This is a genomic window from Paraflavitalea pollutisoli (genome assembly GCF_029360705.1).
Classification (GTDB): domain Bacteria; phylum Bacteroidota; class Bacteroidia; order Chitinophagales; family Chitinophagaceae; genus Paraflavitalea; species Paraflavitalea pollutisoli.
Genome location: NZ_JARKMX010000004.1, coordinates 121,136 through 145,877, shown reverse-complemented (window position 1 = coordinate 145,877; position 24,742 = coordinate 121,136). Strand labels below are relative to the sequence as shown.

16 protein-coding genes are annotated in these 24,742 nt (G+C 51.5%); 4 read left to right on the top strand and 12 right to left on the bottom strand.

Annotated elements, in window-relative coordinates; all coding sequences use genetic code 11:
- Positions 1-14: 14 nt before the first annotated feature.
- The 5 genes from P2W70_RS10480 to P2W70_RS10460 all read right to left on the bottom strand — a co-directional run bounded on the left by P2W70_RS10480 (position 15) and on the right by P2W70_RS10460 (position 8,361).
- Positions 15-2,678 carry an MBG domain-containing protein gene (locus tag P2W70_RS10480; protein WP_276481402.1) on the bottom strand — a complete coding sequence of 888 codons (2,664 nt, stop codon included), beginning with the start codon at positions 2,676-2,678 and terminating at the stop codon, positions 15-17.
- A gap of 21 nt (positions 2,679-2,699) precedes the next feature.
- On the bottom strand, positions 2,700-3,440 hold the full coding sequence (locus P2W70_RS10475; RefSeq protein ID WP_276481401.1) for a hypothetical protein: 741 nt from the start codon (positions 3,438-3,440) through the stop codon (positions 2,700-2,702).
- Positions 3,441-3,483: 43 nt separating this feature from the next.
- A complete protein-coding gene (locus P2W70_RS10470) occupies positions 3,484-6,675 on the bottom strand; it encodes a TonB-dependent receptor (protein ID WP_276481400.1) in 3,192 nt (1,063 codons plus the stop codon).
- A gap of 58 nt (positions 6,676-6,733) precedes the next feature.
- Positions 6,734-7,720 (bottom strand): FecR family protein, encoded by a 987-nt coding sequence (locus P2W70_RS10465; protein ID WP_276481399.1) that lies wholly within the window; start codon positions 7,718-7,720, stop codon positions 6,734-6,736.
- A gap of 71 nt (positions 7,721-7,791) precedes the next feature.
- Complete coding sequence (locus P2W70_RS10460) at positions 7,792-8,361, bottom strand: sigma-70 family RNA polymerase sigma factor (protein WP_276481398.1); 570 nt, start codon at positions 8,359-8,361, stop codon at positions 7,792-7,794.
- A gap of 310 nt (positions 8,362-8,671) precedes the next feature.
- On the opposite strand from P2W70_RS10460, the gene P2W70_RS10455 reads away from it, so the two are divergent.
- Positions 8,672-10,027 (top strand): AraC family transcriptional regulator ligand-binding domain-containing protein, encoded by a 1,356-nt coding sequence (locus P2W70_RS10455; RefSeq protein WP_276481397.1) that lies wholly within the window; start codon positions 8,672-8,674, stop codon positions 10,025-10,027.
- A gap of 6 nt (positions 10,028-10,033) precedes the next feature.
- Positions 10,034-10,669 carry a response regulator gene (locus P2W70_RS10450; protein WP_276481396.1) on the top strand — a complete coding sequence of 212 codons (636 nt, stop codon included), beginning with the start codon at positions 10,034-10,036 and terminating at the stop codon, positions 10,667-10,669.
- Between the two features lie 9 nt (positions 10,670-10,678).
- Here P2W70_RS10450 and P2W70_RS10445 read toward each other — a convergent pair whose 3' ends face one another.
- The 4 genes from P2W70_RS10445 to P2W70_RS10430 all read right to left on the bottom strand — a co-directional run bounded on the left by P2W70_RS10445 (position 10,679) and on the right by P2W70_RS10430 (position 15,108).
- Positions 10,679-11,863 (bottom strand): DUF3179 domain-containing (seleno)protein, encoded by a 1,185-nt coding sequence (locus P2W70_RS10445; RefSeq protein WP_276481395.1) that lies wholly within the window; start codon positions 11,861-11,863, stop codon positions 10,679-10,681.
- Positions 11,864-11,890: 27 nt separating this feature from the next.
- The gene (locus P2W70_RS10440) at positions 11,891-14,122 is read right to left on the bottom strand and encodes a CRTAC1 family protein (RefSeq protein ID WP_276481394.1); all 2,232 of its coding nucleotides are present in this window, start codon (positions 14,120-14,122) and stop codon (positions 11,891-11,893) included.
- Between the two features lie 67 nt (positions 14,123-14,189).
- A complete protein-coding gene (locus tag P2W70_RS10435; RefSeq protein ID WP_276481393.1) occupies positions 14,190-14,594 on the bottom strand; it encodes a hypothetical protein in 405 nt (134 codons plus the stop codon).
- 244 nt (positions 14,595-14,838) lie between these two features.
- Positions 14,839-15,108: a hypothetical protein gene (locus P2W70_RS10430; protein WP_276481392.1), complete on the bottom strand. Its 270-nt coding sequence runs from the start codon at positions 15,106-15,108 to the stop codon at positions 14,839-14,841.
- Positions 15,109-15,149: 41 nt separating this feature from the next.
- Between P2W70_RS10430 and P2W70_RS10425 the strand changes: the two genes are divergently transcribed.
- On the top strand, positions 15,150-16,016 hold the full coding sequence (locus P2W70_RS10425; RefSeq protein WP_276481391.1) for a helix-turn-helix transcriptional regulator: 867 nt from the start codon (positions 15,150-15,152) through the stop codon (positions 16,014-16,016).
- 109 nt (positions 16,017-16,125) lie between these two features.
- On the opposite strand, the gene P2W70_RS10420 is transcribed toward P2W70_RS10425, so the two are convergent.
- Both P2W70_RS10420 and P2W70_RS10415 read right to left on the bottom strand, forming a co-directional pair.
- Entirely contained in the window at positions 16,126-18,492 is a 2,367-nt protein-coding gene (locus P2W70_RS10420) for an ABC transporter permease (RefSeq protein WP_276481390.1), read from the bottom strand.
- A 100-nt stretch (positions 18,493-18,592) separates the two neighbouring features.
- Positions 18,593-21,793 (bottom strand): golvesin C-terminal-like domain-containing protein, encoded by a 3,201-nt coding sequence (locus tag P2W70_RS10415; protein ID WP_276481389.1) that lies wholly within the window; start codon positions 21,791-21,793, stop codon positions 18,593-18,595.
- Positions 21,794-22,145: 352 nt separating this feature from the next.
- Between P2W70_RS10415 and P2W70_RS10410 the strand changes: the two genes are divergently transcribed.
- Positions 22,146-23,765, top strand: a complete 1,620-nt coding sequence (locus P2W70_RS10410; protein WP_276481388.1) for a Na+/H+ antiporter — start codon at positions 22,146-22,148, stop codon at positions 23,763-23,765.
- Here P2W70_RS10410 and P2W70_RS10405 read toward each other — a convergent pair.
- Positions 23,762-24,622: a glycerophosphodiester phosphodiesterase family protein gene (locus P2W70_RS10405; RefSeq protein WP_276481387.1), complete on the bottom strand. Its 861-nt coding sequence runs from the start codon at positions 24,620-24,622 to the stop codon at positions 23,762-23,764. The genes P2W70_RS10410 and P2W70_RS10405 overlap by 4 nt on opposite strands.
- Positions 24,623-24,742: the final 120 nt, after the last annotated feature.

Genomic DNA, 24,742 nt, shown 5'->3' with positions numbered 1-24,742 from the left:
ACCGGGTTGCCTGGTTAACGGATCACTACTTTATTTTTCAGGATAAACTCCGGCCCGTATACGCGTACATGGTAAATGCCTGGTGTGATATTTCCCACCGGCAGTATGGGCGTATTGAATCCTGCTGCCAGGTTGACCATGGCCTGTTGCAACCTGTTGCCCTGCTGGTCAAATACCTGGATCGTGGCTTTACCTGCTTTTACGGAATGAATATTGACCTGTAGCTGGCCGGGGGCACGCAGGAAGGCAACCATATTATCCTGTCCCGCGCCCAGCGAGGGTCTTACCTGCAGTGTTCCATTGACCTGGGCTATCGTATAGTTGGGCGATAGGGCGCCGGTAACCGAGATTACGTATTTACCCGGTACGGAGTTGGTCGTAGCCTGCGTACTTACCTGGGGAGCTGCCGTGAGGCTGGTCGCGGTTTCGTTGTTCACAAATCCGCTATAGTTCAGCAGCAAGGGCGGGTTGGCCTCCCCTTCCAGTTTAGCGGTATCCACCGCCTGGATAACCAGCTGGGCTTTGGCAACAGTCAACGTCCTGGTGACTTCCGGAGCTGCCGCGTGGTAAGGGTCACCTGGCTGTGCGGCAGTGATATTGGCCGTACCAGCACCTTTGAGCTGAATGAGGCCATTGGCATCTACGGTAGCCACCTGCGTATTGCTGCTCCGGTACTGTACGGATAAGCCGGATGAAGCGGTCGCACCGGCATTGATAGCAGCATCACCATACCTGACATACGGCAGCGTCGCGAAAGTGATCACCTGGGCCGGCAGTGGCTCCACAGTCAGTTCACCATCGATATAGGTGATCGTATAGTTAGCTGCCGCAGCCCCACTGACCCTGATCGGATACTTATCGGCAGGAGATGCGGGCGTCGCCGTAGTGGAGATGGTGGGCGGCGTGATCAGTACTGCCACCGTTTCGTTGTATACAAATCCTGTATAGGAAGCGGTCAATACGGGGTTGGCAAAACCTACGAGCCTGGTTTTATTGTCGGCGCGGATCGTCAATCCCGCTTTGTTGATGGTCAGCGATTGCTGCACATCGGTGGCGGGTTCAAAATTGGCATTGCCAGGATGAGTAGCGGTGATGGTCACCACCCCTGTTCCTTTGATATGGATCTTACCATTGACGATGTCCGCGATAGCCGGGTCACTGCTGGTATAGACAACCGGTAAACGAGAGCTGAGGGTAGCACCCGGATCGTAGTCTGCCGCTCCGTAAGTGACGGGCGCCAGCGCTGCAAAGGTGATCGTTTGTGGTTGTTTATTGGAACTAACAGACAGCTTGCCTTTTACATACGTGAAGTCATAATTGGCAGCCACAGCACCAGCAGGTATCAATTCATAGTCACCGGCTGGCGACACGTCGGTAGCTGTTGTATTGACTACCGGCGGTGTGGCCAGTACAGATTCATTTTCTCCGTTTACAAAACCACTATACAGTACAGTTAAAGCAGGCATGGGATCACCCTGCACTTTTACTTTATCTTCTGCTGTAATAGTCAGCGTAACCTTATTGATCGTAAGGGTATGGGTGATGGGGGTTGCCGCCAGAAAATCGCCATTGCCTGGCTGGCTCGCCGTGATATCGGTGGTTCCCGCACCCTTGATCGTAAGGGTATTACCACTCACCGTTGCAACGGCCGGGTTGCTGCTGCGGTATTGAACAGTCAATTGAGAACTGGCCGAAGCTCCGGGATCGAACGCTGCATCCCCGTATGTTTTGGCACCCGGAGCTGCAAAGGTGATCGTCTGTGGTTGTGCGATCGGCACACCCAGGGTGATCACCGTTCCATCCAGTTCGATCACGGTGGTCAATCCACCGGCAGGGTTTACCGTGTTCACTGCACCGCCGCCTGCCTGGGCCCATTTGCCATCGGCCGATGTTTTATAACCGATCTCGCTGCCATCCGCCAGGCTGTACTGTGCGATACGGCGTATACCATTGGCCAGGTTGTTGGGAATGATGCCTCCCCAGGCTTTGTCTACTGCATTCACGTGGTCGCCATAAAAAGGCGCGAAAAAAGTAGCGGCAGAATTGTCGGTCCCGTCCGATTCGATATAAGTTCCCATGACGGGAGCTTCACCCGGAGCAGGGTTAGCATTGGCGTATAAGAACACGAAATTTTTAGCAATACCTTCCGTGGCGGGCGTACTGCGGATAGCTGTACCACCATCTGCCCCACTACTAAAATTGATCATGGTAACTGGTTCGGGGCTGGCGATGAAGGAGTCACCCCAGGTGCCACCGCCGCCATCATTCAACATGAGCCTGAAATACGCAGTCTGACCAGGTGTGAAAGTACTGTTGGCGTCTGGCTCATTGATGAACCATCCCGTATAACTTCCACTGGCGTCGGTCGTAAATTCTCCGCAAACTGATACATCCCAAACGTCGGGATACTCCACCCGGTCAAAACTACCATCCGGCCGGATAAAAATACTGGTACCCGACACCCAGGTATCGGAGGTATTGGTGGCAAAATGATTTACATATCTGTAGGTAGCATTGGGTTTAAGATCTTTTACCGTAAAACGGCATACATAGGGTACCCTGTCTCCCCCGCTCCCGTTACCCTGCATATAAGACGGGTAATACACCGGAACGAGCGATTGAGCCGAAGCAGTAAGTGTAAAGAGTAAGGCAGTCATTACAGCCAGAAAATATCTCATTGCTTGTTCGATTATGGAATATTAATAAAGTTTTTTGCTTTCAAGATTGAACACACCTCCCCCGCTGGCCCGGTCAAACAAGAAGGTAGAGAAGTGGAAATTCGTGTTCAGGAATTGCTCAGGCGAAACAGTCGCGATCAACTTGCGTTCTGTGCCTGTCGTATACATCCTAAGGCGGGGCTTTTTCTCTTCATGATTCACACCGGTGAAATATTTGGAGAAGCTGAACTTATCGAGCACGAAGCTGTCAGTGGCCTGGTATTGGGTACCCGACGCCGGCACGACATTCTCTACCACGACTTTCATCGATGCCGGAAGCGCCGGTGCGGTATAGACGATGGAAACCTTGAGGGCACCTGTTGCCGGTGCCGGCTCTCCCACCGGCGGCCCCATCCAACGCAACTTATCGCCAGCCTTATCCTGGTAAAACGTCAGGTAAAAAGGCGTTCGTTCATATGTAACAAGGGTATCCAGCAACAGGGCATCTCCATAAAAATCGAAAACCCTTATCCGGTGTACCTTGTCGTAGTAAGTAACCGACGCAGTCACTGACCGTCCGGTAGATAACAAGGCATTGGTGAGTTGTTGCTCTCCATCCATCACCCGTAACCGCATCTGATCGACGGTAACAGCCTGCAGGAAAAGACCTGCAAATTCGGGCTCGGCGATGGGCTGCTCCTGCTTGGTACATCCTGCCGGCAGCACGAACATCAGCACAACAGCCTTTGCCAATATGCTATATATCAATCTATACGGTTTCATTGTTCTTGGTGTTTTGTTGATCACAGCGCCTGATAGCCTACCGTTATAGCCGGTAAGTGGCAGTAAGACTGAAATTGCTCCCCTTTCTGACTTTATAATTGATCAGGTCCAGTTTGTCATTGAAACCATCCCCCTTAGGATCATTGTTGGGACCAGGCGGCGTAATGATGCCCCGGCTGACATCGGTATTGGAATAAATAATAACAGGGTAGTTCAACAGGTCGGCCATATTCAACCTGATCTCCAGCTTTTGTTTCATCACCCTGAAATTGAACTGGCAGTCGAGTACACTGCGCGGGTTCTCCCACTGGATCAGTTCATTGATCATCCCCCCATTCAATATCCTTCGCCCAATCCGGTTGAAGCCGAGGTTGAATCCCCAGGATTTGTCCTGGTAATTGATACCCCAGTTGAGAATGAAGGGCGACAACCCTTGTATAGGTCGGTTGGCATCTACGATGATCATGGTATCCTTACCGGTCGTTTGGCTCTTGCTGTTCTCCCGGTGCTGGATAGATCCCTTCAGGTAGGTATAGTTTCCGCTTACATAGAGTTTTTCGAGCCAGCCGCTGCCGGCACTGATAAAGCTGAGTGACTTCCTGATATCGATCTCGAAGCCCTTGGCGGTGGCGCTGTACAGGTTGCGGTACTCGACCGTATTGCTGGTAGTGGCAATATTGTAGAACCGCTCTACGGGATTGCTGAAGTCTTTGAAGAACAGCGAGGCAGAAATGATCTCATCACCTGATGGATAATACTCCAACCGCAGGTCATAGTTCTTGATCCGGGCAACCTGCAGGCCTTTTTGCCCATACACTTCCGCCAGTTCCGTAAAGTCATAGTACACGTACGGTGAACGTTCTACAAAGTCCGGGCGCGCCAGGGTCTTGCTGTAGGCCGCCCGTACATTGATCTTGTCGGTGATGCTGTACACCACGTTCACGGAGGGCAGCCAATCCTTTTCAACATAACTGCTGTCGTCGAAATAGGGATCTCCGGTGGTATAGTCATAGAAGATGGTAGACATCTTCATCTTGTTGTCTTCGTACCGGATGCCACCAGTAATCCGAAGTCCTTTCAACACTTTTAGATCCAGCATGGCATAGCTGGCCTGCAACTGCTGCGAGCCGGTATACCGGTCGCCCAGGGTACTTGCCCTGGTAGATGTAGGGACATAAAAAATGTATCCTTTCCGGAACGCATCCTGGGTAGCGATCTGGTAATAAGGTACCGCTCCGAGCGAGCGGGTATAGGCCGACGCGTTGTCGTGCATGATGCGCAGGTTGGCTGCATCGAAATCCGCTTCGCGTTCTGACCAGCTATAGCCTATTTTGAATAGTTGTTTCTGGCCGGCGGCTACAGAAAAAGGAAGGGAAAAATTGCCGCCGGCATTCTTTCGCTTTTCGACCAGCAATGAATTGTAGATACCTCCCCGTATCAATAAGAAGTCACTGAAATCATAGGTATAGACACCATCGCCGGGAATGCCGTATTCTTGTCCCGTCATGAAGCGCGTATCGGGCTGGTCGCGCTTCAGCTGGATAAAATCACCAGCCCAATCCACTTTGATACCGCTTTCGGACAATTTGTGCTCGCCTTCCAGCCTGGTATGGATCATACGGCTATCGAGCGTCACCTCACCAGTACGCCGGGCCACCCAGCTTTGGGAAGCGTAGTCACCGGTACGCCAGTCCAGCTGGTTGCTGTATCGTTTGTTGTACAGGTTTTTCCAGGCAATCCGGTGGCGGGGCGTTTTGAAGGCGGCGTTGAACAAGCCGCCAATCGTTGTATTGTACCGGTAGCGTTCGCTGGCAAAATCGTACTGACTCAGCACGGCCGCACTGCCTTCCTCCACCAATTGCTCATTGAGATAAGTGACGGCAGCGACAAAGCCGATCGAGCTTTTATTGAGTCGCTTGTTGAGTCCACCGGCGAGTTGATAGTTCTGCTGCGGCTGGTAGGCATATTGAAAATACTGCCAGCGGTTGGGGATTTGCGCGCTGATCGAACGGATCGAAGCGGTATCACTGGCAACCCTGTACTTCATGAATTGAACAGGGTCGAATAACCGGCCGTCGCCAAAATACTTTCGGTCTTCATCGATCTTACCGAGCCCCGCTTTGTCATCACGCCGGTAGCTTTTCAGCTGCTTGTTCGAGCTGGCAGTGTTAAACCCTGTACCGATGGTAATACTCAGGAATCCTTCGGCCGGCACCTCTTTGGTATTGATCTGTACCAGGCCGCCGGCAAATTCACCGGGCAGGTCGGGGGAAGCGGTTTTGTTGACCACGATATTGTCGACCAACTGGCTGGGTACGATATCGAAACTGAAATTACGGCGATTGGGTTCGGTGCTGGGCAGTGTGGCGCCATTGATGAGTACATTGTTGTACCGGTCGCTGACACCCCGGATGGTAACAAATTTATCGTTCTGTACGGTGATACCGCTCACACGTTTTAGTACCTGGCCAGTATTATTATCCGGTGTAACGCGGATCTGTTCAGCACTGATGCCATTGGTCATGCTGGCATTGTTCTTCTGCGCCAGCAACAAAGCTTTCACCGATTCTCTTTTGGCCCCGCCCGTCACCACTACTGTTGAAAGTTGTCTGGAATCAGCCACTTCCAGTACCAGGTTCAGGTCGGTTGTTTCGCCCTCGGCCACCACCACATCGGTTACCTGCTTGGTCTTATAACCCACAAAAGAGATTTGCAGCGTGTAATTACCGGGCGCCAATGACAACGCATAGTCACCGGAAACAGAAGAGGTGAATCCACGCTCCATACCCTGAATGCCGATACTTACACCGGGCATGGTTTCGTTCTTTTCGTTGCGAATGACACCAATGATCTTACCTGTTTTATTTTTCACGGCCTGCGTTGTACTTGCTGGCTGGTTGACGCGTACAGCGATCGTTTTGCCCGAAATTTGCCAGGTAAGTCCTGCCTGGTTACCCAGTAATTCCAATGCTTTACCAAGGGTAATATTCTCCTGCTGAAAAGAACTAAGTTTTATCTTATCCAGCAGCGTTTGTGTATACAAAAATTCGTAAGTGCTTTGTTTGTCCAGTTCCTGCAATACCTGCAAAGCTGTTGTGTTCTTCAGCCTGATCGTGATCTTTTCAGTGAGTGTCGCCAGCTGCGCCTGCGTGGAAATATGTAGTAAGATGAGCAATAGGGTACCCACAAGCCAGCGCACGGTCACGCGGCCGCGTAAACGGTTAGTTAAGGTCATTAAGATCATCCTTGCGTTTTTATATATTGTATATCCGGGAAAACTGTTTAGGGTACCATCAATCGGCCAGTATGCTCACGACACCGTTCTTGTCATGAAATTGCAGTCCATGTACGAACAGCACGTTGCGCAGGGCTTCCTGCCAATCGTGAACGGAGAGAACGGCTGTGATCCGTTTATTGTGTAATAGTTCTTTATTGTATTGCAACTGCAGGTGATAGCGGCTCCCGATCCTTTCGATGGCTTCTCCGAGTGGCACCTCGTTGAATACGAGCGCACCGGAGGTCCATGCACTGATATTATTGACGGCCATGGGCATCAACTGCCAGTCCTTTGTTTGCAGGGAATAGCGTATCGTTTGGTTGGGCGCCAGCATAGCAGTGACCGACCTGGCTTTATCTTCGAGCGATACGCTACCGTGTACCAGGGAGATCCTGATCTCCGATTCCTCTTGATAAGCTTCTATATTGAATGCAGTGCCCAATACCCGGGTATGAATATTTCCGGTAGCTACGATAAAGGGCTTGAGGGGGTCTTTGGTCACTTCGAAATAACCTTCGCCCGACAATCGAACGAAACGTTGTTCCTGGTTATATTGATGCGGCTCAAATTCCAGTTGCGAATTTCGATTGAGCCATACAATAGTACCATCCGGCATGGTCACCTTACGAACCACATTGCGGTCGTTGCGGATCACAGAAAAAGCCAGTTGATCTTTTGCACCCTGCCCCGTCGTTCTGGCTTTCAGGTACAAGAACAAAATACCCGCACTCACCGTGATCACGATCGCGGCAGCAGCAGCATAGATCCGCCACATCGACCGGCGGCCTATGCGCGGTGCCGGAGTGGCCTTGATCGTGTCCATCAACTGCTGGTGCATACGCAGCTTGTAGACCTCCAGCTGTTCCAGTGTCAACGACTCGGTCTCAGCCGACAGATCTGCCGACGCTATCCAATCCCTGAACAGATCGATCTCTTCGGGGGTGGATGCGCCATCTTTAAGCCGTTGCAGAAATGATTCAAGTGATTGCCTGGAGGGTTGCATGTAGTAGTAGTAACACGACGCGCAAAAAGTACCATACGTTCTATATTACCAAAACGTTAAGGACGTCCACGCTACCAAAGGAGCGACAGGAAGATACCGTAAACACGTCTGCAGGCCACCTTTAAACGTTTAGAAGCCAGCTGCAACTGATTCTTGACAGTCTGTCTCGAAAGGGTCAGTTCGCCCGCGATCTGGTCGATGGATTGTGCCTGGTATACATTCCTGATAAATATATCACGCATCTTTACCGGCATCTCGCCGACAGCCGCAGAGAATGCATCATCGATACGCTCCCAGCGTTCGCGGTCTTCTGTTGTGCCCTGTAAGTCGTGCGAGGAAGATTGCCTGGTCAGGAAAAGCTCAAAGCTTTTGTAATGCTTTTCCTGTAGCCCCCTGGAGCGGAAGTAATTGAAGACTTTATGATACAGGGCCGCCACGAGGTAAGACCTTATCGTATCGTCACCTGGCAGCTTTTCGAATTTGCGCCAGATATCCGTAAACAGATCATGCACAAGATCATAGGCATCGTCTACGGATCCCGTTTTTTTACAGGCCAACCGGAACAGGAAATCCCAGTAGGCATGGTACAGCTTATTGAAAGCTGCTTCTTTTTCATCATGGATAGGTAACTGTAGGTTCATAACCGGTACCCACAAATGTATTGGGTTATTTGTCGAATTAATTGTTTTGGGCTGTTATCAAAATATGAAGTGGAATCGTTAACTCGCTGAGGTATACTGACCAATTTATTCTTTTTAAACTATAGCTGATTGACTGCCATATTATAACGCCGACACTACCCGAAAACAACCACAATTCAATAAGTACAACCCAGTACCCCCCCTTTTTCTGCGTAGTAGTACTCATTTCCAATGACAAGTGCTGGTAAAAAAAGTATACTTTAATCGGATCATTTTACATTTGCGCTTCACCCGTTATTTCTGACAATCTATGAGCCTGAACAATTTTGTGGTGTCGGCCGAGGGACTTAAGGTGGTGCTCATCTATACGGACAAACTGGGCCTTACGGCTGAACAGATTCTCCGTGAAGCCGGTTTGCGTACCGATATACCGGAACTGCCTCGTCATTTTATTACCATGGGGGAATTCAGCCAGTTTTTCCAGGCAGCCTGTAAACTGACCGGCGATCCCTACCTCGGGCTGCACATCGGCAACCATTCGAACCTGGACGCCCTGGGTATCGTAGGGCAGTTGTATCGCTACAGCCGCAATACCATCGAGGGAACCCAGCGCATTACGAAATACCTGCCGCTGCTGCACACCATCTTTAATTATGAACTGGAGGAAACAGCTGACCAGGTATCCATCTTCCTCACGCCCTGCAATCCGACCGAAGAGGCCACTTTTGCCAACCGCCATTTAGTAGAGCTCGCCATCGCCTTTACCCGGCATGGCATCCAGCACGGCACACAAAGCAAGATCAACCCGCTGGAGGTTCATTTCAGCTGGCCCCTTACCGCCGAAGAAGAAACGCATTATGCCGGTATCCTGGAAACGCGGGTGAAAGGCGGCCAGGTCCGCAACCAATTGGTCTATGACCGCGAGCCCTGCACCAAACCCCATGTGTTCTATGATCCTACTTTGCTGAAAGCACTGGAAGCAAGTGCCAATGCCGGTCTGCAATTCTCTCCCTGGAGTAGCAATGACCTGCAAAAGGCCTTATTGATCATGAACGCAGAAGAAAAGGAAAGAAGCCGTATAGCCCGCAATCTGCATGATGGGGTTTGCGGCACACTCGCAGCCGTCAAGATGCACCTGAGTGCCGTACAGGCGCAATACCCTTTTCGCGAATCGGCCGATTTCCAGCAGGCCCTGCAGCTATTGGATGAAGTATCGAACGAGGTACGCAAAACGGCGCATAGTCTGATGCCCGAGGTATTGCAGAACTATGGCCTGGATGAAGCCCTCAACCGTTACTGCCAGAACCTGTCGCCCTGCAGCACAGCCCGGATCAACTACTACCGGTCGGGTGATCCGGTACGTTTCGAGCGTGGTTTTGAACTGGCTACTTATCGCATTGCCCAGGAGTTACTGCACAATGCCATCCGTCATGCCAAAGCCACCGAAGTACTGGTGCAACTGTGTCTCGATGATGATATCGTGCTGACCATCGAAGATGATGGTATCGGTTTTCAGAAAGAACAACTGAGTCCCGGATCGGGGCTCGACAACCTGCAGCAACATGTAACCAGCCTGGGTGGTGTGATCAACTGGGACAGTAATACCGGAGAAGGCACTTCTGTCACCATCACTTTTCCCGCCGCCCACCTGCATTATAAAATTTAGTACGTTATGCCCATAAGTATTGCCCTTTGTGACGATCACCTGCTGGTCATCAACGGACTGAAATCGATGGTGAAGCAATTGCCCGATGTAGAGATGATCTTTGCAGCCATCGATGGCGCCTCCCTCCTTACAGCCCTGGAGCAACGGCAGCCCGATGTATTGCTGCTCGATATACAACTACCCGATGTGCCCGGCACCGAGCTTTGCCGCCGGGTGAAAAAACTGTATCCCGATATGCAGGTGGTAGCCCTCACCAGCCATGATGACGCCAACTACGTACGACAGATATTGCGCAATGGTGCATCGGGCTATCTATTGAAGAATACAGACCTCCCCACCCTGCAGAAAGCCCTGCAGACCGTTTACGACGGCGGCCGCTTCGTAGATGAACAAATTCAAAAGAACCTGGTACATGAGGCCATTACCGGCCAGCGGATGAGCCACAACGACATTCCCCTCACCAAAAGGGAAAAGGAGATCCTGACGCTGATCGGTCAGGAACTCAGTAGCCAGGAGATTGCCGACAAATTATTCATCAGCCTGCGTACGGCAGAAAACCACCGGTTCAATATTGCCAAGAAACTGAATGCCCGCAATACGGCAGCACTCGTTAAAGAAGCCATTCGTCGCGGATTGGTGTAACACCCGGCATCAGGGATAGCGGGTGGTGGACGGATGAAAGGTCCGCCAGCTGTGCCAGAACTCCTGGTAAGACTGCACCCATCTCAACTGTCTTCCTTTGTAGATGCCATCGGTACAGTTGCCCGCCAGGTCCCAGACCGAGCCTGTACCATGATCGACGAGTGAATCCTGCCCCGGTCGTATACTGAATTGAAGGGTCGTATCCCCGAGTACAGGAAGAAGCGTATGGTAGCTAGCGGTATCCCGCTGCAGCGTCAGTAAGACAGGCTTACCGGCAATCGTATCCTGGATCATTCTTTTGGCCACCAGTTCATTCCAGTCATACGCTTTGGCCGCCGTCCCCTGCGTAATCCCCACTACCCAGGACTTCATTTTCCAGGAGCCCGAATCACGTTTCTCCAGGCCACTCTCGATTGTGCCCTTGTCGAAGCCGGCCAGGTGTTCATATTGCTTGTTATACTGTGCGTCTGGTTCCAGTATCCAGGAGTCGGGGTGCAACTGCAACCAGGCCGACAAAGTCGTTTGCTGCGAAGGCACTTCACGCAATTGCTTCCCTTTGCGCGGCCCAATGATCGCTTCACCACTCACCTGACGCCACCAGCTTTTGGTGGTAGAATCTTCAAACATCGCATTGAAATGATCCATGCCCACCAACCTGAACTCTTCGTACCGCCCATCGACGATCGGAATGTATACCCGCCCGGTTCTGCACACCGTACAATAGGTCACCAATACGGGTACCCCGCCTACTTCATCCTGCACCTGGTGATGATAGCCGATGAATTGCACCGGGTACGCTTTGGCCATGCCACCTGCCACTACCCCGATCACCAGTTTGTCGCCCGGCACCTTGTTGAGGTCAGCATGGAGAAACCGGTTCACTTTGGGCATGATGAACATTTTATCGGCCATAAAGCGAAAGGTGAACAGATAAGCTACTGTGCCATACAACACGAGGGCGATCACCAGGGCAATCTTTTTCCAAAGTGCCGATTTCCGGAGTACCTGCAGGACCGGCCAGGCGATCATTCCCAGACACACGATCCTGATCCAGTAAATGTTTTGGTGCAGCCAGTAAGCAATGTCGATGGTATTGCTTTGCTGGCTGCCCGGGAAGGGCATGATAAAATAAACACGGAGTATTTCAGCAGCGAGGCCGACGAGCAGGCCGATGACAAGCAGCGTTGTTTTCATGTGACGTATGCAATGGTTAATAGTTGATCAGTGTTGGGCCGATGCCGGCGAGCAGCCAAGCAGTTTATCGGCAGCGATCGCAAAGTCTGCTTTGCGCAACGTACGCCTGGTGAGCGTAGCATTTCCTTCTTGCACGATTACATGGGCGCCTGCTTCTATTTTATCAAATACCTGTACGGTATGGCTGGCAGGCCAGTTGATCTCCACCTTTTCTACCTGCGTGGCCTGACCAATACCAATATGCTGGCGTAAAGGATTGGCACCAAAGCTGCCACCACTGTTGACCTCCCGGTACACCGATCTCAGGATGCCATTTTCCCGGAAACTGACTTTTATACCGGCGCCTATCGCCGACCGGTTGGTAGTAGTTCCTTCCAGGGTGATATCGATCCATCGATTGGCATTTTGCCCGGGATTCAGGTACAGGGAATTCTGGTAAGCATCTCCGGCAAAGGCCCCTCCCATTTCAATATAAATATCCTGGTCACCGTCGTTATCGAGGTCTGCGAAAGATACGCCATGCCCTTTTTGCAGGTTACCTACCCGGGCGGCCGTAGTAATATCCTGGAACGAATGCCCCTGTATATTCCGGAACAACTTATTGGGTACGAGAGATTGGTAAAGCGGATTGCCCGTACCAAAGTACATATCAAGATAACCATCATTGTCGATATCGCCGAAATTGGATCCCATGGCAAAGACCAGCCGGTGCAGGCCTGCTTGTTGAGACACCTCTTCAAAACTGCCGTCCCGTTTATTCCTGAAGAGGAATAGTTTACCCGATGGCCCTGGATCGCGGCCAAGTCCTTCCAGCGCCGCATAGAAAGCCAGCGACTGTTCGAATTCGTATCCGGATACCAGGATATCGAGCCAGCCATCATTATCGTAATCGAAAAACCAGGTGGGGAAAGTGCGTGTCAGGTTTTGCGTGAGGCCTGCTTTTTCACTGACATCGCTGAACTTCACGCGACCATCCCGGCCGGTGGTATTCTTCAGCAATATCTTACGACCATTCAGTGAGGAGACGAATATATCCGGCCATCCATCTTTATCATAGTCGCCGGAAGTGACACCCTTTACAAAGGCTATAACGGAGCAATTGGCGGCAGCAGCCTGCTCGGTAAAATGTCCGTTACCATCGTTGATATACAGCTCACAGGGATGTTGCTCATCGCCTTCGCTGGTTTCGTTGCCGATAAAAAGATCAAGCCAGCCATCCTGGTTGAAATCGGCCCAGGTGGCGGTTTGTGTAGGATGAAAAGAGAGCAATCCACTTTCCCTGGTTACGTCGGTAAAGGTACCATCGCCATTGTTGCGCAACAGTGAATTGGGTTCTTTGCCAAACTTCCCTTTCCACGCACCCCGCAATACGAAGATATCTTTATAGCCATCGTTGTTGTAATCGGCCTGAACCAGGTTCAACCCGCCGGTAAACCGCTGTAAACCGGAGGTAGCTGTTACATCACTGAATGATCCATTGCTGTTGTTGCGGCAGTAATGCATCTGCTGGTTCAGTCCCCAGCAACTGCTGACAATGTCGAGGTAACCATCATTGTCAAAATCATCGATGATGCTGCCACCAGCCATATTGTTTACGTTGAGCCCTACCGCACCTGCCACATCCATAAATGGCTTTACATCGGATGCCGTATCGGTATCGAGTCCACGGATCAGTTGTGGCGAAGGCACGCCACGCGGATATTCACCGATCGTCATATACGCCAGGTTCAGCAGCCACCTCGATTCAAGATCGGTGGGATCTTCCGACAACAATTGTTCGTAAATAGCAATAGCCCGCCGCGAACCGGCTTTATCGGCATGAATACCCCTGCCGGCGATGGGAAAAACACAGGATTCGCCGGAGTGGCTTTTAACGCAGTTCGTGCGCTCTCCCATCCGTAAACAGGCTATGGCCAGGTTCTTCAGCACTGCCTGGCGATGCGTCAGTTCATACCGGGGAATACGAAGTACCAGGGCCTCGCTGATCTGCATGGCCTTCTCTTCGTCGCCCACTTCGAGTAAGGTTCTGGCCAGGGAATACTGAATAAAATTGGAATCAGATTCATTGGAGGCGGCGCGCAGCAGGGAATCGAAATAGGGCAATCGGGCTTCGGGACAAAAAGGATTGTTGTTGTTGTACGACTGCCGGTCTACAGCCGCGATGAGCGACACCATACCGTGGTCGGCGCTTTCTTTACAAGCAGGGATGCACATGAGCACGCAGGCGCCCATGACAATGGTCTTGGTTAGTGAATACATAGTAAAGGTTTGATGATGATCTATGGCCCCTGCCGGTTAAACGTGCAGGGATGGCCCAAACAGCTGTTCAGGCAAGTACAGGATCGATCATCACCCACCGGGGAGGTTTGTCGGCTTGTGGTAAAGAAGGGCCGTCTACGCGCAGCAGACAACGCATGGCATAAGAGACCAGTGTCTCCGGACAGGAAGCCAGCTGATAGTTATTGACGGGCTGCTGCAATTCGGGCATGGATACCCCTTTCTTAACGGTATTGGCAGGCTGTCCGTCGGGGGTAGTTTGTCCGTTGGCCCGTCCGGCAAGCTGGTGCCTGAGGTTGTTGTAGTGTGTTTTGTCGTTGTTGGGCAAACAAAGCAGGTAGAGGGTATTGTTGGAGATCTTACGTTTTACGTAAGTATAATAAACGCCATTGACGACGATTTCGCCTTCTACCCGTTCGTATTGGTCCCAGTTGGCCGTATAAGGTAGATGCAATGGCAGTCTGATCTCGAGGAGATCCGATTCGAGGTAATTTCCCTGGTCGACCTGTTGTAACAGTTGTTGATCAGTCCGGGCGATACAGTATTCGAAGAAGAAATGATACCCTGCAAGATGGGCAAAGTGCAGGCAAAGCAGTGCTATGGCAGCAAATCTTTTCAGAACGAAAGTTTATGAAATTTAGCGATTTTCCGCCAAATCACCATTCTTTCGTTCTGAAAAGCAGTTAGTCCTGGCTGGCCTATTTCGGCATGATGCGGAAATGCTTGGTTGAAATGTACAGCATCAGGGTACCAATGTTGAGCAAAAACGTGGCCATTCCAAAGGCGAACATGATCTGTTTACTTTCCATCCAACCAAAAACAGTCCAGCACAAAGTAGCTGGTAACATCAACAGCAGCAGTCCGGTAGAAAGGTAACGGGCTTTCCGTTTCCGCAGCATACGAATCGATTGAGACAATAAAAGACTACACACAAGCGAGTTAGCAAAGATTGCGACCAGGGTATCCATGATATCAGATTTAGGGGGTAACGAACCAGGTTATAGAGAATATGTTCTTATTTTTTGTAATTTCAGGGCAAGCATTCACACAGTCCTCAGCCATGAAATATCAGCATTTTCCACCACCAGCGCACCTGCAAGAGTATATCCATGCCATCTGGACACTGGAACTACCGGCCGACAGCCAATCGTCATGTTCTTTACGCACTTTTGCCGAAGGTATGCCGGGTCTTATCTTTCAACAGGTCGATAATGGTTCCCTGTACCAGAACGATCAGCCGTTGCATGATCTTTTCCTGTATGGCCCAGCCACTACACATGCCCGTTTACACGCAACAGGCGACCTGCACATTACCGGCATATTTCTACGCCCCAATGCGCTTAAAACTGTCTTTGGCCTCAATGCCGGACTGTTGGCAGACACCTGCATGGATGCAAGTGAACTGGCAGTACGCGAACATCATTCACTGCCGGAACAATTGGTAAATTGTCGGTCTTCGACCGATCGGATAGGTTTGCTTGCTTCGTGGATAAAGGTTCAGGCTGACAAGAACCATGAACGCCGTGACAACATGATACAATATGCTGTTTCCGCCATTGCAGGGTCTAAAGGGAACGTAGCTTTGAAAGGGTTACAGATCGAGTTACAACTATCCGAAAGAACCTTTGAACGGAAATTCAAAGAATATATTGGGATTAGTCCTAAATTATTTTCCAGGATATGCCGGTTTCAATCATCCCTGCAACAATTAAGAGCAAACGATTTTTCGAAACTCTCCGATATTGCCTTTGATCATGAGTATGCCGATCAATCACATTTCATCCGCACCTTCAAAGAATTTGCCGGCTTCTCTCCGCTTCAGTACCAACAACAACCGGGTGGACTGATTGAAAATCTATCGACATTACTAAAATGATTAAACCGTCGCTTTTATTGTAATACGTAATAAAAAAGACCCCGGGGTTGCTCCCGGGGTCTTCTATTTTTCAGTACGATGGTGTAGGTGAGGTAAAATTGCTACACCCCTATTCGGTGCGCAGACTTTTGACCGGATTGCTCAGCGCCGCTTTGATGGCCTGGTAGCTGACCGTCACCAGGGCAATGGTCAAAGACAATAGTCCGGCAGCGGCAAATACCCACCATTGGATCGACACGCGGTAGGTATAGTCCTTCAACCAGGAATGCATCGCCCACCACGCCACCGGCGTTGCCAGCAGGAAGGCGATCATCACCAGCGTCAGGAAATCTTTGGATAACAGCGTCGCCAGGCCGGTAACGGAAGCGCCCAGCACCTTGCGTACACCGATCTCTTTCACCCGGCTTTCGGCCATATAGATAGCCAGCCCAAACAGGCCCAGGCAGGAGATGAAGATGGTGAGGCCGGCAAACAGACCAGCAAGCGTACCTGTGCGCTTTTCATCTTCAAACTTGCGGGCATACTCTTCATCCACAAATCTATATTCGAACGGATACTCGGAATTGTACTTACGGAAAACCTCTGTAGCACCCTTTATGTTGACGCTGGTGCTGTTGTCGGCATTCAGCTTCATCATGATCACATTGAACCAGGCTTTGCCACCTGCGATGAGCATGGGCCTGGTAGGCTCGTAGGGATTGGTGAGGATAAAGTCTTTGATCACCCCCACGATATGCCAGTCCCGACCGTTGTCCTTTACGATCTTTCCAAGGGGATCTTTAAACTTCATGACCTTGAGGGCCGATTCGTTGATGATCATACCCGTAGAATCGGTCGGGAACTTCGAGAGATCGAAGTCACGCCCCTTCACGAATTGCAGTCCCGCCGTTTTGCCGAGGCCCTGATCGGCATTGTACCGGTAGAAATCGGTTTTATCATTGGGATCTTTGCCTTCCCACTCCTGCCCCCAGCCATCGCTCCAGCTTTCGGTAATGGGCGCGCTGGTCTTGGTAATGGAGGTCGCGATGCCACTCGACAGCAAATCGTGTTTGATCAGTTCGAAGTTCTTTTCAATATCGCCGGTAAAGATGTGGTACACCAGGTTATTCTTGTTGTAACCTGTCTGCCTGTTCTGTGCATAGTCGATCTGTTGTTTGACGATGATCGTACAGATGATCAGTATGATAGCAAAAGTGAATTGCAGCACGACGAGTACTTTACGGGGAGCCACCAGCGCCTGCGCTTTTTTGAAGGTCCCTTTCAATACTTTGACGGGTTGAAAAGAGGAAAGAAAAAAGGCGGGATAACTACCGGCCAGCAAGCCTGTCAATAATACGAATCCCAGACCGGTGAGCCAAAAGACAGGATTACCGTATGGAACATATAGTTGTTTATCGGTAAGCCGGTTGAAACCACCGAGGCTACATTGTACAACGATGATAGCAATCAAACCGGCAATGAAGGCCAGCAAGATCGACTCTCCAATGAACTGCCCGATCAGTGATAACTTCTGCGCACCCACCACTTTGCGAATGCCCACTTCCTTTGCCCGCTTCTCACTACGCGCGGTACTCAGGTTCATGAAATTTATACAGGCAATGAGCAGGATGAAAGCGGCCACAATGCCGAAAAGCCGTACAAAAGTGATGCGTCCACCACTGTCTTCCACCCCATTGGTGAAACTGGAATACATCCTCCACCGGTCGAGGGGGTATAAAAACATTTCCCATTTGGGCTCGTCCTTGTCATACCGTTGTTTCATCACCTTGACCTTGGGCGCTGCGGAAGCCAGGGTAGCATTGGGCTTGAGCAATACGTACGTGCGGGTACTGTTGTTGCCCCAGTTCTCATCGTCGTCGCCCTTGAATCTCTTGTACGACCAGGGCACGAAGTATTCGAACCGGCTGAACCGGGTGTTGTTGGGCATGTCTTTAATGATACCAGTTACCGTAAAGTTCTCCTGGTTATCGATCCGGATGAGCTTACTCATGGGCTCTTCGTTACCAAACAACCGTTTGGCCAACGATTCCGTCAGCACGATAGAGCGCATCTCTTTCAAGGCGATAGACGCGTTACCCTTGAGGAGCGGAAAGGTAAACACCTGGAAGAAGTTGGAGTCGACAATGGTGCCCCGCACGGTCAGCTTTTTTTCGCCCACGGTGAAGAGGTAATTGGTTCCCCAGTCTACCCGGGCAGCAGCCTCTACTTCGGGCAGGTCGCGTTCAAGCGCACGGGCCAGCACCTTGGGGGTGGTATTCCAGCAGTTGAGCTCTCCGCTGAATTCAGCCTTGTTCCAGGCTTCGTAGATTCGATCCTTCTTTTCATGAAACTGGTCATAACTCACTTCATTCTGGATCCACAATAAAATGAGGATGGCGCTGGCCATACCTACGACTAGTCCGGCTATATTGATGGCCGAGAAACCTTTGCTGCGCAGCATGTTGCGCCAGGCAATTTTGAAGAAATTCTTGATCATAAGCGCTGGTTGGGCTGTTTTTATAGCATTATCAATAAGTAGGGACGCACTACTAAAAGATATGTTACAGCCAATAGCGCTTTTTATAAAAAAAAAGGAGTTAGCGGACCACCACCCGGAAGCTTTGCTGCTGTGCACCTGATTCCCGGACCGACAACCAATAGGCTCCAGGGGGCAGGCGGTCGACCGGAATGGCCCGTTCACTGGCCCCTGCAGCCTTAAAGCTATCCTGATAAAGAACTTGTCCTTGTGCATTGGCCAGCATCACCTGGTAATTGCCGGCCTGACCAACACGCAACCGGATCACGGAGTGCGCCGGATTTTCCAGCACGTACAATCTACGGACTCCCGTATTCCTGATGGCTACGATATTGGAATAGGCCAGGTGACCATCCCGGTCGGTGGCCTTCACCCGGTACCAGGTGAGCGGATAAGCGGAGGGGTCTTGTTGCCCATAAGAATAGCCGGAAAGGGAATTGCCTTTTGCGGACACCACGTTGCCGATGGGTTCAAAATGACTACCGTCTGTACTCCGTTCCAGTTGATAGTGGGCAGTCATTTCTTCGGCACGGGTCACCCAGGTCAGCCGGTTGAAGGTCCCATCTGCGCTACCAGTCAGGGAAAAGTCCCGGACGGGCAGCAGGGCACTTCCAGCCAGGTAATTGGCCGATGCACAAAACAGGTTGTCACGGACGGCCGGATCGGTGATGGCTTCCAACGGAAACCCAAAATACAATACATTAAAAGCTCCCCGGTACCCCACGCCTGCCCCACCACCGGTGCCACCAGTATAATTGAGCACCACCTGCGCGCCACCCTGGGCACCCACGACATCGGGAAAATCGACATTGTAATAACCATTCACCCCATTGCCAAAAGTTCCCGTTACGCCATTCAGCAGCGTGCTGGTGCCGGTAAAATTGTATGTACCTGCCCCATCGCTCACATATTGCGCTTTCAGGTAATTGTTGAAAAAGTCGAGGTCGACATTGGCAGAAGCCGCCCTGCCCAGGTCCCAACCAAGCTCGGCACCAGACATCAGCAAGCGGCCGCCGCCATCGAGATATGCTTTAATCAATTGTTTCTCGGGTGCATCCAGCGTCCTGTCGGCCGTACTTTCTTCGCCGACAAACCAATCGACGGCATAATAATTAGCGAGAATCACTCCACCAAGACCTTCATTCTGCACCCCGTCGAATGCCAGTTGACAGTTTGCCAACCCACTGCCATGCTCCACCATGTAGTTGTAGTTATTCATTTTATCCAGCACCATGCGACGTACATTGCCCAGCACGGCCCCTTCATTTTTCAACAACATAGCCGACGCATCAAGCCGGTCGAAGCCGTCAACGATCAGGTATTTGACCGATTCGCCCGCCATTGGAATACGCGCGGCTACGACTCCGGATGCAAATGATTCGCCGCCGGCATTGACGGCCGACACCTTGAAGAAATAGGTTTGCCCGGCCGTACCGGTAAAAGAGAAATCGGTGGTCAATACTTCCGTGGGATTATCGAAACCGCGGCCATTTTCACTGGTGTAAACACGATAACTGGTAGCAGGATGCCCATAGATGCCACCAGAGACCGGTGCCGTCCAGGAAAGTTGTACCTGGTTGTTACCGATATTTTTGGCCAGTAAGGCGGTAGGTTGCTCGGGCATATAGTTCAGCGGGATACCATCCCGATAATGAAAGAATTTCAGGATACCCTTGTAAACAGCCCTGGCTGCCAGACGCCTGAATTCGGGGGCACGCAGGTCTGCCGCATCGGTAGCATGATCGTGAAAGCCCAGCTCGATCAAGGTACCGGGTATGGTATGTAGTTCGCGTAGCTCGCCGAAGTTCGCTTCCTTCACGCCCCGGTCGGTCCAGGTACTGCGCCAGCCGGCCCGCAGGTCGGCTATGACCTGCTTGTGAATGCTGTCGCGCAATTGCGTACTGCCAGGCGTAATGACCGGCTGACCGCTGCCAAGTCCGTTATACCGATAGGTTTCGGTACCCGTACCGCCACCCGCATTGGTATGAAAGGCTACATAAATAGCCTGGTTGATCTCGCCAGGTGCGCCCTTCGATAGTTCCCATTCGGTATAGATAGGGCGCACGGTTACATCTTCGCGGCATATCGGATGCCCCTGGTAGCGGGCATATTGGCGAGCTGATTCTTCAAAACGGGGTTTACCACTGGCCAGGCCACCATTGAGACAATCGGGATCGCTTCCCACTCCGCCACCGAGCCGCACGGCATCTGCCACGACGCCCTGGCCCACGTCGGACGATTGATTGCTGATGACAATCCTGTTGTCGCCACCAGCCAGGAAATAATATTGGCCCAGGTAGATCCAGGTATCACTGTGCACCTCCTGGTTGACCGTATGCGTGGCCGATCCACCAGCATGGTAGATGGTATACTTGACATCCGTAGCACGGTTGGCATCGGCCATAAACCGAACAGACACCCAATAATAACCAGGGGTGGTTACAGTGATAGCAAATTGGGCCGCTGCCGTTTCACTCGCAGCAGCTGTGCTGATACGATAGGTGCCGTTATACCCGGGGATGGTTCCATCCTGCCAGGTGCCGGTTTCGGTATATCCCGGTGCTCCCTGGTTGTTATCGACAATGATCTCTGCCGGATTCACATCCCGCTCGCGCACGCTCCACACATTGGCGCCCGCATTCATCAGGTAATGCAACAGGTAATAATCGACCGTTTCGGCGGTGGTGAAATCTTCCACCAACTGGAGCGAGGTGCCGCGTTGCGTGGTAAAGCCACTGCCGGTATTGTGCCAGCCATGGCCGGGACTCAACCATACTGTTTTTCCGGAAAGGCCCCCGGCAACGCCGGGGATGCCTCCACCCGGAAAGATGCGGGCCTGTGCGGTGGGGGATTTGCCCGCCTGCGCGGGAAATGGGTCGCGGTTTTTCAGGGGCACGTATGTTGAAACGGGCGGTTGATCTACAAAATAATCGAGTGTCTTCCATTGGCCCGACAGCCGGTCGCGGGCCAGCAGGAGAATATTTTGCGTATTGGTTTCAGTAGTCAGGTGAGATAGCCATTCGGTCAGGGATTCTGCTTCCGTTTCGGAAATGGAGCCGCGAACAAAACGGTCGTGTTGGTTGAAAAAGATTTGTAACAGCCCATCTTGTCGTTGTATGCTGTCGGCGTGTAGTCGTCCGCCGGCCTCCCGGCCGATCAGCGTATTGATATGACCAATGAGGAGCGAATCGTGTTGTGCATAGAGCACGGAGCTGTGCAGGCATAGGATGGCCGGCAGCATCCATAGAAACAATTTTCTCATGACGCAGCGGTTAGGTTTGGTAGTTAAACTTACTAAATACTAACATGTCCTGCGCAGCCGGAATTTGCGTATACCCGATGTGGTCAGGTGGCAGTCGTTCTCCGCCAGTGGTACAGGTGGGACACTGATCGCGGGGTTGCCCCCAACAGGCTGCCCGCATTGGGCAAAATAGCGCTACAGGATCAGCCACTTAGTAAGGCCCAGGAATTTTACGGTAAACGCTGCAACATTTTGCGTGCGAAGCGCACGATACCACCTCCCGGAAACAAAAAAAAGGTTACATTTTTTTAATTCTCATCTATCAGCCGGTTTCATTGTTTATTTTTACGCAAATACCAAAGCGGCTGTTCGCATGCACAATGACTTCATCATCTATATTGTACTCGTGCTGGCAATCCTGTTTATCGTCATGCTGGCACAAAAGCTCAAGATCTCCTACCCCATTCTACTGGTCGTTGCCGGGCTCGTGATCAGTTTTGTGCCCGGCCTGCCCGCTATCGAGATCGATCCCGATCTTATTTTCGTGATCTTTCTTCCTCCCCTGCTGTACGAGGCTGCCTGGAAAACCTCCTGGAAAGAACTGTGGCGATGGCGACGGGTGATCATGAGCTTTGCTTTTCTGATCGTCATCCTCACGTCGGGCGTGGTGGCCGTGGTGTCCTACTGGCTGATACCGACGTTTACGCTGGCCCTGGGTTTCCTGCTGGGCGGCATTATTTCACCGCCGGATGCGGTATCGGCCTCCTCGATCCTGAAGTCGGTGAAAGTGCCGAGACGACTGGTATCGATCGTAGAAGGCGAAAGCCTGCTCAACGATGCAGCCAGCCTGATCGTTTTTCGCTTCGCGCTCGAAGCTGTAAAAACAGGCAAATTCGCTTTTCAGGATGCGGCCCTGAGTTTTGTGCTGGTGATTGTCATGGGGACCTTGATCGGTATCGGCATTGCACTCGTGTTTTACGCCATCCATCGCTGGTTACCGACGACCACGCAAATGAATATCGTGTTGTCTTTCATAGCTCCCTATACCATGTACCTGGCAGCAGAGCATTTTGAATTCTCCGGCGTACTCGCCGTCGTCAGTGGGGGCCTCTTCCTGTCAGTGCGCAGCCACCAGTTCCTCGATCACCGCAGCCGTATCCAGGGCTGGAATGTATGGGAAACCATTGCCTTCGTATTGAATGGTCTCGTGTTCATGCTGATCGGCCTGGAATTACCCGTCGTGGTGCGTGACCTGGGCAGGGAGAACCTGCCAACAGCGATTGGATATAGCGCCGTGATCTGTTTGCTGGTCATCATACTGCGGTTGGCCTGTACCATGGGCGCATCCGTATTCACCGTATGGATAAGCCGGTACATCAGAACGGCCGATAACCGGCCAGGTTGGCGGGGCCCTGTGGTGCTGGGGTGGGCAGGTATGCGTGGCGTGGTATCGCTGGCTGCTGCGCTCTCTATTCCGGTATACCTCGACAATGGTGCCCGCTTTCCCGAGCGCAGCATGATCCTGTTCATCACCTTCTCGGTCATCCTGGTGACGCTGGTGTTGCAGGGACTCACCTTGCCAGCCGTGATACGCTGGGTGAAGGTGGAAGACCGCGACAACCAGGTACCGCCGGAAGAGCAGGATGCCCTGGTGCGTACCAAAATGTCGAAGACCGCCTTACAGGTCCTGCAACAACAGCATGGAGCCGAAGTACGGGTAAATGGCTTACTCAAAAGCCTTGAAACAAGGCTCGAAACTGAGATCAGCATACTCAGTAATACGCCCGGTGCAGGTATGAACCTCGAAGAATCGAGAGAATACATACCTAACTTCCGGGCGGTATACCTTGAGTTGATCACAGCACAACGTCAACTACTACATAACCTGAACCACAAAGCCGAAGTAGACGAGGCGATCATCCGTAAATATTTATCCTTGCTGGATATTGAAGAGGAGAAACTGTACGTCCAGTTCAATAGCCACGAGCACTAATTCGGATAGTAACGTTTCGTTTTGATGAGATAAGCTTTCAGCAACGCAGGCTGATCTGTCTGAATAATATTGGCCCCTGGCATCAGTACTTCTTCAAAAGCGGCGATATCACCGGCCACTACTTTGGCATCGATATCGCCCAGTGCATTGTTCCAGACACGGGCTCCCTGTTGCTTGATGCGGGCGATCACGGCCGGCTGGTTGTGGGAAGGGTCGATATGAATGGCTTCCGGCTTGGCTACCTGGAATGCCGAGTCGGCCTCACCGGCACTATGGGTTCTGAGCAGGGCTCTGAAAGCAGGGTTCTTGCCTTTCAGCATTTTTACATGCGCTGCTTCACCCAGGAAAAACATACAATTGTTGGCGGTTCCCGTCTTTTCGACAGTGGCCATGATGGACTCTATACAGTTGGCTGATTTGATATCGAGGTCTACCAGGATCTTTCCTTTCGTCAGCAACAACGCTTCTTCCAGCGTGGGGATCTGTTCATTGGTCGATTGACCATTGTGTTTGAGCTTCAGCTGACGGATCTCGGCAAAGGTGAAGCTGTCTACCGGACCAGTACCGTTCGTGGTGCGGTTGACCGTCTTATCATGCATACATACCAGTACACCATCTTTGGTACAGCGTACATCCAACTCGATGATATCGATACCCAGTTCGATGCTTTTACGGAAAGCAGCCATCGAATTTTCAGGATCTTCCAGGTGAGCGCCCCGGTGCGCTGCAATCAATACAACCGGCGACGACGGCTGCAGAAAAGCCTGGTCGATCTGTTTAAAACGGGGTGTTGATTGCGAAAAAACGGTAGTCATAAAAAGCTGCAACAGCAGCAACGAAAATAGTGATTTGTACATGTAGGCGTGTTTGACAATTGATAATTAACGTTCGGATCAAACGGATACCCGATTGGATCGGGGGGTAAGGTTTGCTGAAGGTGGAAGAATGATCCCCAACTCCGGTTACAGCGCAAGCCT